The sequence below is a fragment of the Mesorhizobium sp. NZP2298 genome (genome assembly GCF_013170825.1).
GTDB lineage: Bacteria > Pseudomonadota > Alphaproteobacteria > Rhizobiales > Rhizobiaceae > Mesorhizobium.
The window spans coordinates 3,722,985-3,739,047 of record NZ_CP033365.1; the positions used below are offsets into that span (position 1 = coordinate 3,722,985).

The following is a 16,063-nucleotide window of genomic DNA, read 5'->3' on the forward strand; positions in this document are numbered from 1 at the left end:
AACTCTTTGTTTTAACGCAACTCCGACGGAAAACCGTTCACACTTTTCCTGGACTTGCTCGAGGCCTGCTCACGGTTGGGACCAGCGCCGACAGTGCCGTGCGCAGATCGGTCTTGCCGCGCCTGATCTCACCGACGCCGTGTTCCACATCTATGCGGCCGGCATTGTGGGCGTCGAACATCGCGGCGACCAGTTCGGCGTAGCTCGTACCGATGCCGCCGCCGACGAGGGCGGGAATCCAGTCCTGTCTCGGCAATTCGCGAGCGACAATCTCGCCGCCGGCAATCTCACCAAGTGTCCGCGCCACATCGCTTGCGCTGTAACGATCAGGCCCTTCGGCATGGACCACACGCAACGTTTCGCCGCCCGGCGAAAGAAGCAGATCGGCCGCCATCAGGCCGACATCGCCGGCCGAGACGGTCGGGAAGGATTTGGACAGGGGATGATGCAGGCTCGGCAGCACGCCAGTCTCGATTGCCCTGCCAACCAGGCGGCTCCAGTTCTGCATGTGCTCGGCCGAGCGCAGCACCGTCAGCGCCGCCGGCATCTTTTTCAACCGCGATTCCAGATGATGGAAGGTCAGCGTGATGCCGGTGCCGGCGGCAAGCTGGGCCCCATAATCCGAGATCGCCAGGATGCTTTCCGGCCTGGTCTGATCGAGTGCATCCATGATGGACCGGATGGTGGATTCCATCTCGGCTGCCGCACTGTCGGCGCGGACGCCAGTTGGGCAGATGACTTGCACCGCTGTCGCGCCCCTTGTTGCCCGGGCCAAAGCCGGCGCATCGCGCAGATCGGCGATTTCCGCGTCGCAACCGAGCCCGCGGAATTCGTCGGCATGCGACGGGTTTCGCACCACGGTCCTTACCGGAACGCCATGTCGACGAAGTGCGCCAACCGTCGCCCGTCCGATCTTCCCGGCAGCGCCCAACACAACAAACATGCCCGTATCCTTCATTCTGGCCAATGGGATGTCAGGAATGCCGGATTGGTGGGCCGAGGTCGCCCAGATATGGACGGCGGAAGACAAAAACGGATGATTGGACTCGAAGCCGCAGACGGCGAAAATGCCGGATCGCCTGCTATCGGCGCATACGGATTAGTGCGCCAGGCGTGGCGCCGAGGATGCGCTTCATGCTTTGAGCCATGTGGCTCTGATGCGCGAACCCTGCTTCCAGCGCGATCTGGCTGAGCGGCATTTTTCCCTGGTGCAGCAACGCCTTGGCGCGCTCAACCCGCCGATGGATAACATATTGATGAGGCGGCATGCCGAATGTACGGCGAAACAGCACTTTCAGATGCGAGACGCTGATGGCAGCCACCTGCGCCAGCTCGTCCAGTGAAAGGTCCTGAGCGAGGTTGGCTTCGATGAAATCGGCCAGCCTGCGCTTCTGGCGGAAGGAAAGCGTTTGCCTGGCTGGAACGTCCGACTTCGACGCAGCACCCTGGATGATCTGTATCGCCAATGCCTTGGCCAGGCTTTCGAAATACAGCCGGTCGGATGGCACGTCCGGGCTGAGACCAGTCGCCAGCGCATGGGCGATATGTTCGATCCTCGGATCGCGACGTTGGAACTGGGGATGGACGACGATCCTGTCCGGATCGATCTCGAGATCCTCGGCCGCGCGCCGAACCAGCGCCGGGCTGACCCACAGCCGCAGGATGGTGCAATCCGCGTCGTCTTTCCAGTCGCCGTCGAGCCCTGCGGGTACAATATCGATGTCGCCGTCCGACTGGACCCGCCGGTGATGTTTTCCATCGCAGTGGCACGACGCGTTGACCGGCGCCCCGACGTGGATTCCAAGCCGATGGTTGATGGATGCAGGCACATAATGGGTCAGTCCAGCGGCAATCCTTCGCGTCTCAACTCCAACGCCGATCGTTTCCAGCCAATTGCGGTGCATTGTCTCGGTGCCGGGCATTGTCTTTCTTCGCGGTTGCCGCCTTCGGCATCATATTGTGCCGGTCGGGTAAATTAACAGGGCCCAGGCGTGTGCCGGGCAACCGGCATTGGAGAATGCCAAAACCAATTGCGGCATGAATACGGCATTCAGTTGCGGTTCAGCTTCCATCTCATATAAGCTTGCAAGCAAAGGGCGAAAATGCCTTGCGAAATGCAACAGAGGCGGTGGGAACACCGATATTGCACCATGTGGAAGTCTCTCGTCGCTGCCGTCGCCTTGCTCGCCGTGAGCGGCTCGGCTCATGCCGCCAGCGCGGTCAACAAGGACGCCGAGACCCGTACGCTGGTCGTGACGGAGGGCGGCAGCAAGACCGACCTTGCTCTGGCCGGCGGTGAAACCGTTGAATTCTGCCAGAACGGCTGCTTCGTCACCTTGCCGAACGGTGACCTCGAAGCCCTGACCGGTTCGGAAACCGTCGAAATTTCCGGCGGCGTCGCGCGCATCAAGTAATTCTGGCGGTATCATTGGAAAGGCCGGGTATTTGCCCGGCCTTTTATCGTTTCCAGTAGCCGTTGTTTAACAATGATGCCGGAAATACCGGTGCGGCAGCCGCCTGCAACCAGGCGTTTTAACGTTCGCTACGTCATCCCCCGCTATACCAGCATCAAGACGCCGAAAAGCGGCGCGCAACGGGATTCCGGTTTTCCGGATCATACGCTGGCAAGGCAGGACGGGCATGGATGCGCGGTCGGACAGGAACGCAATACCGCTTGCGGTCGATCTCGACGGCACGCTGATCGCTACCGACCTGTTGTGGGAAGGCCTGTTCCTCCTCCTCAAGAAGAATCCTCTCTATGTTTTCCTGGTGCCTTTCTGGGCGGCCGGCGGGCCGGCGCGGCTGAAGCAGGCGATCGCGCGGCGCATCGACATCGATCCCGCGTCGCTGCCCTATCGCGCGCCGCTGCTCGACCGGCTTCGCACTGAACATGCCGAGGGACGCAAGATCGTGCTGGCGACCGGCACGCCGCGCAAGTTCGCCGACGCCATATCGGCCCATCTCGGCATTTTCGACCGTGTGCTGGCGACCGATGGTTTCGACAATCTTACCTCGGGCAAGAAGCGCGCCTCGCTGGTCGCGGCCTACGGCGATGGCGGCTTCGACTATGCCGGCAACAGCCGCCACGATCTCCAGGTCTTCGATGCCGCGCGCAATGCAATCGTCGTCGCGCCCGACCGCCACGCCGCACGCTGGCAGGCGGCGAATGGCGCCGAAACCATGCCGGCGCCCAAGCCGACCTTGCGGACCATCATCAAGATGTTGCGCGTGCATCAGTGGCTGAAGAACTCACTGATCGCCGTGCCGATGGTGCTGTCGCACGAGTATTTCAACACCAACATGATCTGGCAATGCGTACTGGCCTTCATCTCGTTCAGCGCGGTGGCCTCGGCTATCTATATCCTCAACGATTTCTTCGACCTCGCGCTCGACCGCAAACACGCCACCAAGCGCAACAGGCCGTTCGCCAGCGGCGCGCTGTCGATCCCGTTCGGCCTTGGCGCGATCGCGGTGCTGCTGGCGGTCGGCGTCGGCACCGGGCTGTTCCTGGCGCCTGAATTCCTGGCCGTCCTCGGCGGCTACATGGTCGTCACCACGGCTTATTCGCTGTCGTTCAAGCGCATGCTGCTGGTCGACGTGCTGACGCTTGCCGGCCTCTACACCATCCGCGTGCTCGCCGGTGCCGCCGCGACCGGTGTCGACGTCTCTTTCTGGCTGCTCGCCTTCTCGATCTTCTTCTTCCTGTCGCTGGCGCTGGTGAAGCGCTTTGTCGAACTGCGCACCACCGCCATTCCACCTGGTGAGCGCATCGCCGGCCGTGGCTATCGCACCGAAGACCAGGAGATCGTCGCCCAGGCCGGCATGGCATCGGCCTTTTCTTCGGCGCTGGTGCTGGCGCTCTACATGGACAGTGTCGCGGTGCGCGAGCTCTACCCGCATCCATGGCTGATCTGGCCGCTGCCGCCGATCGTGCTTTACCTCACCATGCGCGTCTGGATCCTGGCGCGCCGTGACGAAATGCATGACGACCCGGTCGTCTTCATCATCCGTGACTGGCGCAGCCAGATCGTGGTGCTGATCGGCGCGGTGCTGCTGGTCATCGGGGGCTGGTAGGCATGGTTGACCGCTTCCGGAGCTTTGGCCTTGCCACGCCGCCCGCGCCGCATGCCATCCACGCCGATGACGCCATCGCGCTGTTGAAGGGCGGCCAGGCGAAGGAAGCATCGCTGCTGGCCTACGGCAATGGGCGTTCCTACGGCGATTCCTGCCAGAACCACGCCGGCGCGGTCGTCGACATGCGGACGCTGAACCGCATCCGCGCCTTCAATGCCGAAACCGGTGTGCTCGAAGCGGATGCCGGCGTGCTGCTGGCGGATATCATCGCACACGCTGCGCCCTACGGCTTCTTTCCGGCTGTCGTTCCGGGTACGCAATTCGTGACGCTCGGCGGCGCTATCGCCAATGATGTGCATGGCAAGAACCATCATCGGCGCGGTACCTTCGGCTGCCATGTCGAAAGCTCCACGTTGCTGCGGTCCGATGGAAAGACCCATCGCTGCTCGGCATCAGACAATCCGCGCCTGTTCCGGGCAACCATCGGCGGCATGGGGCTGACTGGCCTCATCCTGTCCGCATCGATCCGGTTGATGCGGGTGCATTCGCTCGACATCGTCGAAAAGACGACACCGTTTCGCGACCTCGCCGAGTTCTTTGACCTCGCCGAAGCGGCGGACCAGGCCAATGAATATGCCGTCGCCTGGATCGATCAACTTGCCGGCGGCCGCAACAGCGGGCGTGGCCTGCTGTTTACCGGCAACCACGCCGAACACGGCTCGCATGCGGCCTCGCGCGCCGGCGGCAACCTGGCGATACCGTTTCAGCCGCCCTTCAATGTGCTCAGCCGGCCGTTCCTGACCGCTTTCAACGCCGCCTACCGATGGAAGAAGGGCCGGGCGACCGTGCCGCGCCAGACCGGCTACCACGGTTTTTTCTTTCCGCTCGACGGTGTACGTGACTGGAACCGGCTTTATGGCCCCAGGGGGCTGTTCCAACATCAGAGCGTGGTGCCGGAAGAGGCTGCGCGCATCGTTGTGCCAGAGCTGCTGACAGCGGCCCGACAGGCCGGGCAAGGCTCCTTCCTCACAGTACTGAAGCGTTTCGGCGAGGTCCGCTCGCCCGCGCTGCTGTCGTTCCCGCGACCGGGCTACACGCTGACGCTGGATTTCCCCAACAAGGGGGCGGCGACGCTTGCCCTGCTTGGCGAGCTCGACCGCATCGCGATCGCGGCTGGTGGAGCTGTCAACCCTTACAAGGATGCGCGCATGAGTGCTGCAACCTTCGCTGCCTCCTTCGCCGACTGGCCGAGGCTGGAAGCGTTGCGCGACCCTGCCTTCATGTCGGATTTCTGGGCGCGCACGGCCGGCAGCATCGATCTGCGGCGGCGTGGAGTCGAGGCAGCCGAATAGATACAATTGGAATGAATCGTGGTTAGTGAATGATTAATCGCAGGATTTACTCAAAACATTCTTGTGAGTTCACGATATCTTTTCAGGTTTGTATTAGTCGATGACACGGGGTGGCGAGCTGGCATGAAATATATCGTCTTCATTCTCTTTACGGTCATGACCAATGCCGCCGCGCAGCTCATGCTGAAGCAAGGCATGATGTCGCTTGGGCCGATCTCGTTCGAAGGCATCAATCCGCTCCTCAAATTGCTGCAGATCGTCTTCAGCCCCTGGGTGTTTCTTGGGCTCTGCACTTTCGTGATTTCCATGGCTTCGCATCTCTACGTGCTGTCCAAGGTCGAGCTTTCCTTTGCCTATCCGTTCCTCAGCCTCGCTTATGTCGCTGTCGCCATCTTCGCCTACTTCGTCTTTCGCGAAGACCTCAATGGCTGGCGCATTGCCGGCATCGCCTTCATCTGCGTCGGCACCGTGCTGATCGCGCAAAGTGGGCGAGGACATGAAGACCAGACCGCTTCCATCACGCCCGACAAGATCCCTGCAAACGAGACCGTTCGATGAGACATGTGATTTTCGGCGGTGACGGCTTCGTCGGCCGCCACCTTGCCCCGAAGCTTGTGGCCGATGGCGAAGAGGTTGTCGTCGCCGACATCGTCAAAAGCGATCTGGCGCACTACCGCAATGTCCGGTTCGTCCAGTGCGATGTCACCGATCCGGCCTCGGTCGCCGCTGTCGAGCTCAAGGCCGACGACATGGTCTACAATCTGTCGGCCAAGATGCTGTCGCCGATCCAGGTGCGGGCCAAGCGGCACGACTTCTTCTTCCCGGTCAATTTCCACGGCACCGAGCACATCATGCAGGCCATGGACAAAGCCGGCGCGCCCAGGCTTGTCCACTACACGACCGACATGATCTACGGCCACACGGTCACACAGCCCATGACCGAGGAGCACCCCGTCGCGCCGCTCGGCGAATATGGCTGGTCGAAGCAGAAGACCGAGGAACTCGCCGCCGAATGGCGCAAGCGCGGCATGTCGATCTCATTGTTCCGGCCGCGCCTGATCATCGGCCCCGGCCGGCTCGGCATATTGGAGAAACTGTTCAAGCTGATCGACTGGAACCTTCCGGTGCCGATGATCGGCTCGGGCAAAAACCCCTATCAGTTCATCTCTGTGTTCGATTGCGCGGAAGCCGCGCGTGCCGCCTGGAAGGTCGGCGTGCCCAACGAGGCCTATAATCTCGGCTCGCTCAATCCGCCACCGGTGAAGAAATTGCTCGGCGACCTGATCCGGCATGCCGGTTCGAAATCGATCTTGATCCCGACACCGGGCTGGGCGGTCAAGCGCACGCTCGACCTGCTCGACCTCGTGAACATGCCGATCATGGACCCGGAGCAATATCTCATCGCCGACGAGGAATGTGTGCTCGACGTGTCCAAGGCCGAGCGCCAGCTCGGCTGGGTGCCGCAATATCGCGACGAGGACATGCTGATCGCCGCCTACAGCGAATACCGCGCCAAGAAGGCAGGGCACGCCGTCGCCACCAAACATGTGCCCGCCGAATAGCGGGCTCGCCAAACAGTTTTATGGCGCACGACGCTGGTCGTAGCGCGGACAGGAGATTGAAATGACCGTCATGGCCAAGCCCGAACAGACCAATGCGCGCACCATGGTGAGCGCACCGGCGCTGTCGCCCGCCACCATCGCCAAGCCCGATCTGATCAGCGTCGAGCAGGCCAAGGCGATGGATGTCGCCCGCATGACCGACCTCTTCAAGGCGCATCTCAATCCCGGCCAGCTGCATTTCATGAAGCTGCTCGGCTTCCACAAGATCAAGATCGAGCGTGCCGAAGGCATGTTCTACATCGATCAGAACGGCCGCAAGATCCTCGATTTCTTTGGCGGCTTCGGTTCGCTGGCCTTCGGCCACAACCATCCGCGCCTGCTTGAGGCGCGCAAAAAGTTCCAGGAGGAAAAGCGCCAGGAAATCGCCATCGCCTTCATGTCGCAATATGCGGCGGCATTGGCGCACAACATCGCCAAATGCTCGCCGGGCGATCTCGACATGGTGTTTCTGGGCTCGTCCGGCTCGGAGGCGATGGAAGCGGCGGTCAAGCTCGCCGAGCGCGCCGCCGGACCGAAGCGGCCGAAAATCGTCTATGCCGAGAATTCCTTCCACGGCAAGACCAAGGGCGTGCTCGGCATCACCGACGGCCAGCTCTACCGCGCTGACTTCAAGATGGCCGAGAACACGGTCCGCATTCCGTTCGGCGACATCGAGGCGGTCGAGCGTCTGTTCCGCAGCGATCCCGAGGTCGGCGTCATCGTGCTCGAAACCATCCAGGGTGGCGGCGGCATCATCCAGGCGCCAGCCGAATACTGGCAGAAGCTGCGCGCGCTGTGCGACCAGCATGGCGTGCTGTGGGTGGCCGACGAAGTGCAATGCGGCTATGGCCGTTCGGGCCGCTTCTATGCCTTCGAGCACTACGGCGTCGTGCCGGATGTGACGGCACTGGCGAAGTCGCTCGGCGGCGGCAAGGCGGCGGTCGGCGCGATGATCGCCAGACGCGAAATCTACATGAAGGCCTATGGCACGCCGAAGACCGCGATGATCCATGCCATGGCGACTTTCGGCGGCATGGGCGAGGCCTGCATCACCTCGATCGAGGCGCTCAACGTGCTCTATGACGAGGGGCTGATCGACAACGCCGCCGCCACCGGCGATTATCTGCTGCAGCGGCTGCGGGCGCTCAAGGACAAATACCCGAAGATCATCAAGGATGTGCGCGGCAAGGGTCTTATGGTCGGCCTGGAGTTCCACGACTTCTCGCAGACCTTGCCGATGGTGCTCAGGCCGGTCGTCAGCGTGCTCGACGACAAGCTGAAGGGTTCGCTGTCGGGTTTTGTCGGCGCGCTCTTGCTGCGCGACTACGACGTGCTCGTCGCCTTCACCGAGTACAACCGCAACGTCATCAGGCTCGAACCCCCGCTGATCTGCCAGCGCGAACATGTCGACCGCTTCGTCGACGCCTTCGACAGCTTGCTGTCACGCGGCATCGTGTCGATCGTCAAGGACTTCGTCAAAAGCCAAGTTCGCTAAAAGAAAGCTCATTGGGCAGAACGATGCTGACCAAGTCTCCCGCCGCGAAAAACCCGCTCGACCGGCTCGCTGAAACCGGTCTGGCCTGGGGCGAGGGGACCTATGCGCGGCTGGCCGCACCCATCGGCGCGGCGGCCTTCGCGCTCTATATTCTTCTGACCGCGTTCACGGCATGGGTAATGCCCGACGCCAACTGGGACATGCTGCCTTACCTCGCAATATCAGAGGAAGGCACCTATCCCGATGCGCAGGCGCTGCATGATTACGCCTACGGCACGGTCAAAGCGGGTGTTTCGGTCGCCGATTACAAGACGCTGACCGATGATGGCGGCGGCTTCCGCAGCCACATGACGGAGAATGCCGCCGACTTCCATTCGCTGCTCGGCATGTATCGGATCAAGTTCCTCTATGCCGAGATGCTGTCGACGCTGAGCGCGGTGATGTCGCCGGTCGAGGCGATGCGCCTCGTACAGGTGTTTTCGGTGCTGCTGTTCGGCGCGATCGTGCTGCTCTGGCTGCGCTGGGAAAAGGCCTTGGCCTTGGCACCGGTGATCGGCGCGGTGCTGATCATGGCTGATTTCGGCGATGCGGCGCGTGCTTCGACGCCGGACCTGCTCACGTCGGCGCTGCTGCTCGGCGGGCTCTACGCCTATGTCAGGGGCCGCGAGGCGGCGACGGCGATCCTGCTCTTCCTCGCCTTCATGGTGCGGCCTGACAATATTGTCTTCCTTGCCATCCTTGCTGTGTTGCTGGTCTCCTTCCGGCAGCAGGCGTGGGGCGCGCTGGCCGGCTTCGCCGCGTCCTTCGTTGCCTATTTCGCCATTTCGCACTGGGCCCATCATCCCGGCTGGTGGCCGCATCTGTGGTTCTCCAGCATCGAACAGCACTACAATATGGACGGGTTCGAGCCGGCGTTCTCGGTCACCGCCTATCTCAGGGCGTTTGCGACGTCGCTGCTGCGCGCCGTCAACCTGAACAGCTGGGTCGGGGTCTCCGTGCTGGCGCTGGCCGGCTGGTTTGCCGCCGGCCGTGCCGGGTTCCACCTCGAGCGCCGTGCCGGCATCCTGTTCGCGGCGCTGGTCCTCGGTGCGCTGGCGAAGTTCACGGTCTTCCCGATCCACGACACGCGCATCTATTTCCCACATCTGATCCCGCCATTCCTGCTGCTGGCGGCGCCCTTCATGGCGCTGTGGGCTGTATCGGTTCGTGGCCAACACCGCGCGGCCTTGCACGTCATTCCCGGAGACAAGCCATGAGTTCTCTATCCAGCCTGGCGCGCATCGCCTTGTCGCTCGGTCTTCCCTCCGGCCTGCTCGATCGCGGGCCGTCGCTGCGCGGCACGAAATTCCTCGCCAAGGCGGCGCTGAAAGCGCGCTTCGGTGGAGCAGGGCAGCCGTTCCAGATGGTCAATGTCGGCGCCTGCGACGGCGCGCTGTTCGACGATGTCACGCCGTGGCTGCACAGGATTGCCGGCGCCCGCGCCATGCTGGTCGAGCCGATTCCGTACAATCAGAAACGGCTGCGCGCCAATTATCCCGACATGGACCGCTTCATCATCGAGCCGGTGGCCGTCACAAAAACCAGGGGCACGATCACCGTCCATACTTTCGACGCAGCCGCGCTGGAGGCCGGCACGCTGCCGATCGAGTTCATCGGTTGCTCGTCGGTCACCGACACCAATCTGATGTCGGGCAAGAATGCCTGGGGCGAGGCCGATGCCAATTTCAACAAATTCGCGCCGCACCTCAGGGATATCGAGGTGCCGTCGGAAACGCTGCAGACGCTGCTCGACCGCAATGGCATCAGCCATATCGACGCTTTCCTCGTCGATTGCGAAGGCGCGGACTGGATGGTCTTCGAGCAGCTCGACCTCAAGCGCTACCGCCCGGGCTTGATCAAGGTGGAAGTCGGCGCGCTGCCGGCGCCCGAGATCGGCCAGGTCGTGGTCAAGCTGAAGACGGCGGGCTACCAGGTCGGCTTCCAGGCCGAGGATATCTGGGCGTTCGCGTAAGGTTTACCCATCAACGGCGGCAGTGGCTCCGCGTCGTTCAGCCATATAGCGGCCCGGCGAGGTACCGAACGCTTTTCGGAACATCGTGACGAAACTGCCCGCGCTTTCATAGCCAAGGTCGAGCGCCACGCTCTGGATCGAGGCGCCCGCCGCCATCCACTGTAGCGCAAGCATGATCGTCAGTTGCTGGCGCCAGCGGCCGAAGCTCATGCCCGTCTCGCGCGTGAGAATGCGTGCAAACGTCCGCTCGCTGAGACCGGCGCGTCTCGCCCATGTCTCCATCGTGCCGCGATCGGCGGGGTCGGCCATCATCGCCTCGACGATCCGGCGCAGCCGATCGTCTCGCGGCATCGGCAGGTGCAGATGCTCGACCGGAGCCGCGGCGATCTCATCGAGCAAAAGCGTGCCCAGATGCGATTCTCGGCCGCCTTCGGGATAGTCCAGGGGAAAGCTGGCGGCGCGGATCAGCAATTCGCGCAGCAGTGGTGAGACGGACAGCGTACAGCAGGTGGCCGGCAAGGCAGCCGCCATCGCGGGATCGATAAAGACATTATAGCCTTCAATTGGTCCGGACGCCTTGATGGCGTGCACGGCACCGCCGGGCATCCAGATCGCGCAATGTGGCGGCACCAGCCACAGACCGCTCTCGACTTCGCATGTGAAGACGCCGCGCATTGTGAGCAGCAGCTGAGCCTTGCGGTGCGCGTGATGGCTGAGCTCGATGACGCCTGTGGCCAGCGTCAAGCCATAGACCATCACTGGTCGAGGCACATCGTCCGGATCGGGAAAATCGGCAGGTTTGGGATGCGATTCGATAATGGGCATCTGGTCTGCTGGCTTTCCACATTGGCAGGATCTCGAAACATTTTGTCATATTTGCCCGATGTCGCCAATCGCTTGAGATTGTAGTGATTGTCCTCGAACCTAAGGGAAATGCCACCAAGGAGCCCATTAGGAGGCCATGGAGAAGGGGTATTGAGGTCGTATCCGTCGCGCCCTCTCAATGCCCACCCAAACGTGGAGTGCCGCCATGAACAAGCCGGTTGATACCGCCGCCCTGTTGAAAGCAACCATGGGCGCGACCCCGCCGCCGATGAACTCTCGGATTATCGGTCATCTCGATTATGCCGCGCTGCGCTGGATCGCGGCTTCGCCGTTGATGTTCGCAGCGTTCGGAGACAGCTCCGGGCTCGGCGTCACCCTCGGCGGTGGCGTTACTGGTTTCGCCAGCGGCGACACATACGAACTGCGGTTGCCGGTTGCGATGCTCGACGATCCGGCCTTGGCCGTGCCTGGCCAGGGTTTTGGCTCGCTGTTCCTGCTGCCATGCGTCGGCGAGACGATGCGCGTCAACGGCACGGTGAGGGAGGTTCGGAATGGCGAAATCCGCATTGCCGTCGAGGAATGCTATGGCCATTGCGACAAGGCGTTGATCCGCTCCGAATATTGGGCGGCCCTGTTCGAGATGCTGGCGCCGCAAGGCGTCAGCGCGTTCGCTGCCGCCAACCGCTTCATGGCGCTGGCGACCGTCGATGCGTGGGGCCGTGTCGAGCTCAGTCCCAAGGACGATCCGGCCGGCATACTGGCGCGGAGCGGCGGGAACGGTTTCACGGAGCGTCCGGGCAATCGCGTCTTCGGCGATCATCTTGCGCAGCCGCAGGTCGCTGCCCTGGTGCTGGTCCTGGGTTCGGCGCAGGTCGTTCGTGTGTCGGGCACCGTCCGCATATCAGCCGATCAGACCGCATGCGCACCATTCGTCTTCCAGGACGAGACGGCAGCGCTGGTCGCCATCATCGAGGACCCCGCCGCCGAGTTCGGCGAGAGCTCGACCCTTCTGCGCCTCGGCGATTGGCCCGGCAGGCCACCAGTCCGCGCGATGGAGGCGGCCAAGCCATTCGCCGCGCACATCAGGCCCGGCCGGCACACGGGCCTCGGCGCCGAACTTGCGAGTGCTGCCGTGTCGGTTCCCGGCGTTTCCGATCTTTTGCGGAAAGGTCTGGAAACGGACCGCCAGGGCTACCTCCGTTCGGTTCCACCGTGATCGGCTCGCGGTGCCGATATCCCGCCCAGACGCTATAATGGAGTGATGCTTTTGACCAATTCTGCCCACCGCTTCCAGGAGACGACGTCTTCGCCTCAGCCGGGCTACGTCACGCGGACCTTGCTGCGATGGTTGATGCGCCCAGCGCGCGTTGCCGCCGTGGAGGCCCTGTCGCAGCATTTCCGCCTGATCGATCTTGAAGGCGAGGCGCTTAAGGGGATCGCCTGGGCGGTCGGCCAGAAGCTGCAGATATCCATGGGCACGGGCCTGACTGCCCGAACCTATACGCCGATATCCTGGGACGCGGAACGCGGCAGGACACGGCTGCTCGCCTTCGCGCATGGCGACGGTCCCGGCAGCCGGTGGGCTGATGCCTTGCGCGAAGGCGATAGTTGCCAGTTCTTCGGGCCACGCCGTTCGCTCGACCTCTCCGGCCTTGAGGCAACGATGGTGCTGTTCGGGGACGAAACTTCCTTCGCCCTGGCGGCGGCATTCCACGCCATTCCCAGATCGCGCGTGAGCTGTATTTTCGAAGCGACTGATATTGCGGAATCGCAGCCGGTACTGGAGGCGATCGGCCTTGGCGGTGCGACGCTGATTGCGCGTGCCACCGACGATGCGCATCTCACCGCGGCTTCAGTCGAGGTGGCCACGCATGCTGCCGGCGGTGCGTATGTCATCCTGACAGGCAAGGCGCGGTCGATCCAGCATGTGAGCCGCGTGCTGAAAACCGAGGGCGTCGGATCGTCACGGGTGAAAGCCAAGGCCTATTGGGCGCCGGGCAAGGTCGGGCTGGACTGAGCCACGAACAGAACCATTCTGTCGTCTGGTCGCTCGGCTTTTTACCAATGTCGCAAACAGGCTTCATCAGGCCCACCGCTCCGCCCTATAGTCCGCCCGCTTTATCACTTTGGAGTCGCGGGCAATGGCAGAGTTTCCGAAAAAGGCGAAGGTCGTCATCATTGGCCTCGGCGGTATTGTCGGCGCGTCGATCGCCCATCACCTGATCGAACGTGGCTGGGACGACATTGTCGGCATCGACAAGTCGGGCATCCCGACAGACATCGGTTCGACCGCGCACGCCTCTGATTTCTGCTACACCACCAGCCATGATTTCCTGTCCTGCTGGACGACGCTCTATTCCATCGATTTCTACGAGAAGATGGGCCACTACGCCCGCATCGGCGGCCTTGAAGTGGCCCGTGTCGGCGACGACGGCCGCATGGACGAGATCAAGCGCAAGATCGCCTCGGCGAAAGCTTTCGGCACACGCGCCCGCCTGATCGAACCGGCCGAGATCAAGGAAAAGTTCCCGCTGATCGAACAGGACATGGTCCAGGGCGGCCTGTGGGATCCGGACGCCGGCCTCGTCATTCCACGCTCGCAGACCGTTGCCGGCAAGCTGGTCGACCAGGCGGAGGCGTCGGGGAAGCTGAAATCCTTCGCCAACACGCCCGCCAAGTCGCTCGTGGTCAAGGACGGCCGCATCAGCGCCGTGGTGACGGACCGCGGTACCATCGAGGCCGACTATGTCATCGTCTGCGCCGGCATCTGGGGCCGGCTGATCGCGGAAATGGTCGGCGAGGACCTGCCGGTCATGCCGATCGATCATCCGCTGACCTTCTTCGGGCCTTACAACGAGTTCGCCGGCACCGGCAAGGAGATCGGCTGGCCGCTGCTGCGCGACCAGGGCAACTCGGCCTACATGCGCGACACTGGCGATCCCAAGACCGCCGAAGGCGGGCAAATCGAATGGGGTTACTACGAAGAGACCAATCCGCGCCTTTGTCATCCGCGCGACCTGCTGGAGAAGGACCAGGCCCGTCTTTCGCCGTCGCAGCGCGATCTCGACATGGAGCAGATCCTGGCGCCGCTCGAGCGCGCCATGGAGTTGACGCCGATCCTGGGCGAGCTCGGCTACAATGAAAGCCATTCCTTCAACGGCCTGCTGCAGGTGACGGCCGATGGCGGTCCGTCGATGGGCGAAAGCCAGAAGGTGAGGGGCCTGTGGTATGCCGTCGCCATCTGGGTCAAGGACGGGCCCGGCATGGGCAAGCTGATCGCCGACTGGATGACCGACGGCCGCACCGCGATCGATCATCACGCCATTGACTATGCCCGCTTCTATCCGCACCAGACCAAGGAGCAGTTCATCTGGGATCGCTGCACCGAGACGGCGATGAAGGTCTACAATCCCGCGGTGCATCCGCGCGAACCGTTCTCCAAGGGCCGCAACATCAGGCGCTCGCCGTTCTGGGAGCGCGAGAAGGAACTCGGCGGCTACTTCATGGAACTGGGCGGCTGGGAGCGCGCCCATGGCTATGCCGCCAACGAGCATCTGCTGGAAAAATACGGCAACCGGGTGCCGGTGCGCGAGAACGAGTGGGACAACCGCCATTTCTGGCGCGTCTCCAATGCCGAGCATCTGGCGATGAGCGAGGATTGCGGCATCGTCAATCTCTCGCATTTCTCCATGTATGATGTCGAAGGGCCCGACCATGTCGCGCTGCTGGAATGGCTGTGCGCGGCCAAGATCGGCGGCGACAACAACATCGGCAAGGGCATCTACACCCACTTCCTCGACGAGGAAGGCATGGTGCGCGCCGACTTCACCGTCATCCGGATGGCCGATCGCTGCCGTGTGATCGACGGTGCCGACGCCGGCCCGCGCGACTTCCGCTACATGCAGCGAACCGCGCAGGACAAGGGTTTTGATGTCACCATCACCGATGTGACGGAAAAATACGTCACCATCGGCATCTGGGGGCCGAATGCCCGCGCGACCCTACAGAAGGTGGTCGAGAATCCGGACGGGCTCTCGGTTGAAAACTTCCCCTTCGCCGCGATCAAGCCGATCCGGATCGGCGGCAAGGATGTCACCGCTTTCCGCATCTCCTATGTCGGCGAGCAGGGGTGGGAACTGCACATGCGCTATGAGGACGGGCTGGCCGTCTGGGACGCGCTGCGCACGACCGGCGTCATGCCGTTCGGCGTCGAGACCTATGCCAATACGCGACGCATGGAAAAGAGCCTGCGGCTGCAGAACGCCGACCTTCTGACCGAGTACAATCTGCTCGAAGCCGATCTCGCGCGCCCGAAGGTCAAGGAGAACGATTTCTGCGGCAAGGCCAAGCACCTGGAATACCGTGCCCGCGAACACCAGCCGGCGACTTTGTGCACGCTGGTGATGACCGAAAACACCGATTCGAAAGGCGTGGCGCGTTATCCCGTGGGCACCATGCCGGTGCTGGATCCCGCCACCGGCGAGACACTGGTCGACGAACTCGGCCGCCGCTCCTTCACCACATCGGTCGCCTATGGCCCGACCATCGGCAAGAACATCGCGCTCGCCTACCTGCCACATTCGTATGCGCAGGAAGGCCGCAAGCTCAAGGTGGAATATTTCGGCGAGACCTACCCGGTCGAAGTCGCCGGCGTTGGTTACAAGCCACTCTACGATCCGGAGAACTTGAAGCCGCGCAGCTGAGC

14 protein-coding genes are annotated in these 16,063 nt (G+C 62.7%); 11 read left to right on the forward strand and 3 right to left on the reverse strand.

The window, feature by feature from the left end:
- Window positions 1-37: 37 nt before the first annotated feature.
- A complete protein-coding gene (locus EB231_RS17995) occupies window positions 38-958 on the reverse strand; it encodes an NAD(P)H-binding protein (protein WP_172352950.1) in 921 nt (306 codons plus the stop codon).
- A gap of 124 nt (window positions 959-1,082) precedes the next feature.
- The gene (locus tag EB231_RS18000; protein ID WP_246740673.1) at window positions 1,083-1,922 is read right to left on the reverse strand and encodes an AraC family transcriptional regulator; all 840 of its coding nucleotides are present in this window, start codon (window positions 1,920-1,922) and stop codon (window positions 1,083-1,085) included.
- Between the two features lie 228 nt (window positions 1,923-2,150).
- Here EB231_RS18000 and EB231_RS18005 point away from each other — a divergent pair, with 228 nt between their 5' ends.
- From EB231_RS18005 to EB231_RS18040, 8 genes are all read left to right on the forward strand, one after another.
- Window positions 2,151-2,414 (forward strand): hypothetical protein, encoded by a 264-nt coding sequence (locus EB231_RS18005; RefSeq protein ID WP_032930670.1) that lies wholly within the window; start codon window positions 2,151-2,153, stop codon window positions 2,412-2,414.
- A gap of 226 nt (window positions 2,415-2,640) precedes the next feature.
- Window positions 2,641-4,074: a UbiA family prenyltransferase gene (locus EB231_RS18010; protein ID WP_172350052.1), complete on the forward strand. Its 1,434-nt coding sequence runs from the start codon at window positions 2,641-2,643 to the stop codon at window positions 4,072-4,074.
- Between the two features lie 2 nt (window positions 4,075-4,076).
- Window positions 4,077-5,426 carry an FAD-binding oxidoreductase gene (locus EB231_RS18015; RefSeq protein ID WP_172350053.1) on the forward strand — a complete coding sequence of 450 codons (1,350 nt, stop codon included), beginning with the start codon at window positions 4,077-4,079 and terminating at the stop codon, window positions 5,424-5,426.
- A gap of 123 nt (window positions 5,427-5,549) precedes the next feature.
- Window positions 5,550-5,984: an EamA family transporter gene (locus tag EB231_RS18020; RefSeq protein WP_172350054.1), complete on the forward strand. Its 435-nt coding sequence runs from the start codon at window positions 5,550-5,552 to the stop codon at window positions 5,982-5,984.
- Entirely contained in the window at window positions 5,981-6,988 is a 1,008-nt protein-coding gene (locus tag EB231_RS18025) for an NAD-dependent epimerase/dehydratase family protein (RefSeq protein WP_172350055.1), read from the forward strand. The genes EB231_RS18020 and EB231_RS18025 overlap by 4 nt, the downstream gene beginning before the upstream one ends.
- Before the next feature lie 103 nt (window positions 6,989-7,091).
- Window positions 7,092-8,522, forward strand: coding sequence for an aspartate aminotransferase family protein (locus EB231_RS18030; protein ID WP_172352952.1), 1,431 nt, complete (start codon window positions 7,092-7,094; stop codon window positions 8,520-8,522).
- A gap of 23 nt (window positions 8,523-8,545) precedes the next feature.
- Entirely contained in the window at window positions 8,546-9,778 is a 1,233-nt protein-coding gene (locus EB231_RS18035; RefSeq protein ID WP_172350056.1) for a glycosyltransferase 87 family protein, read from the forward strand.
- Complete coding sequence (locus tag EB231_RS18040) at window positions 9,775-10,533, forward strand: FkbM family methyltransferase (protein ID WP_172350057.1); 759 nt, start codon at window positions 9,775-9,777, stop codon at window positions 10,531-10,533. Before EB231_RS18035 ends, EB231_RS18040 begins: the two co-directional genes overlap by 4 nt.
- Before the next feature lie 3 nt (window positions 10,534-10,536).
- Here the strand turns inward: EB231_RS18040 and EB231_RS18045 are convergent, their stop codons facing one another.
- On the reverse strand, window positions 10,537-11,358 hold the full coding sequence (locus EB231_RS18045; RefSeq protein WP_172350058.1) for an AraC family transcriptional regulator: 822 nt from the start codon (window positions 11,356-11,358) through the stop codon (window positions 10,537-10,539).
- A 205-nt stretch (window positions 11,359-11,563) separates the two neighbouring features.
- Between EB231_RS18045 and EB231_RS18050 the strand changes: the two genes are divergently transcribed.
- The 3 genes from EB231_RS18050 to EB231_RS18060 all read left to right on the forward strand — a co-directional run bounded on the left by EB231_RS18050 (window position 11,564) and on the right by EB231_RS18060 (window position 16,061).
- The gene (locus tag EB231_RS18050; RefSeq protein ID WP_172350059.1) at window positions 11,564-12,574 is read left to right on the forward strand and encodes a pyridoxamine 5'-phosphate oxidase family protein; all 1,011 of its coding nucleotides are present in this window, start codon (window positions 11,564-11,566) and stop codon (window positions 12,572-12,574) included.
- Between the two features lie 51 nt (window positions 12,575-12,625).
- Window positions 12,626-13,375 (forward strand): siderophore-interacting protein, encoded by a 750-nt coding sequence (locus tag EB231_RS18055; protein WP_246740674.1) that lies wholly within the window; start codon window positions 12,626-12,628, stop codon window positions 13,373-13,375.
- A 124-nt stretch (window positions 13,376-13,499) separates the two neighbouring features.
- The gene (locus EB231_RS18060) at window positions 13,500-16,061 is read left to right on the forward strand and encodes a GcvT family protein (RefSeq protein ID WP_172350061.1); all 2,562 of its coding nucleotides are present in this window, start codon (window positions 13,500-13,502) and stop codon (window positions 16,059-16,061) included.
- Window positions 16,062-16,063: the final 2 nt, after the last annotated feature.

Bases quoted from the DNA above. Each gene is read 5' to 3' on its own strand.
- EB231_RS18050 (WP_172350059.1), top strand. From the start codon at position 11,564: ATGAACAAGCCGGTTGATACCGCCGCCCTGTTGAAAGCAACCATGGGC.
- EB231_RS18025 (WP_172350055.1), top strand. From the start codon at position 5,981: ATGAGACATGTGATTTTCGGCGGTGACGGCTTCGTCGGCCGCCACCTT.
- EB231_RS18035 (WP_172350056.1), top strand. From the start codon at position 8,546: ATGCTGACCAAGTCTCCCGCCGCGAAAAACCCGCTCGACCGGCTCGCT.
- EB231_RS18015 (WP_172350053.1), top strand. From the start codon at position 4,077: ATGGTTGACCGCTTCCGGAGCTTTGGCCTTGCCACGCCGCCCGCGCCG.
- EB231_RS18045 (WP_172350058.1), bottom strand. From the start codon at position 11,358: ATGCCCATTATCGAATCGCATCCCAAACCTGCCGATTTTCCCGATCCG.
- EB231_RS17995 (WP_172352950.1), bottom strand. From the start codon at position 958: ATGAAGGATACGGGCATGTTTGTTGTGTTGGGCGCTGCCGGGAAGATC.
- EB231_RS18030 (WP_172352952.1), top strand. From the start codon at position 7,092: ATGGTGAGCGCACCGGCGCTGTCGCCCGCCACCATCGCCAAGCCCGAT.
- EB231_RS18040 (WP_172350057.1), top strand. From the start codon at position 9,775: ATGAGTTCTCTATCCAGCCTGGCGCGCATCGCCTTGTCGCTCGGTCTT.
- EB231_RS18020 (WP_172350054.1), top strand. From the start codon at position 5,550: ATGAAATATATCGTCTTCATTCTCTTTACGGTCATGACCAATGCCGCC.
- EB231_RS18005 (WP_032930670.1), top strand. From the start codon at position 2,151: ATGTGGAAGTCTCTCGTCGCTGCCGTCGCCTTGCTCGCCGTGAGCGGC.
- EB231_RS18010 (WP_172350052.1), top strand. From the start codon at position 2,641: ATGGATGCGCGGTCGGACAGGAACGCAATACCGCTTGCGGTCGATCTC.
- EB231_RS18060 (WP_172350061.1), top strand. From the start codon at position 13,500: ATGGCAGAGTTTCCGAAAAAGGCGAAGGTCGTCATCATTGGCCTCGGC.
- EB231_RS18000 (WP_246740673.1), bottom strand. From the start codon at position 1,922: ATGCCCGGCACCGAGACAATGCACCGCAATTGGCTGGAAACGATCGGC.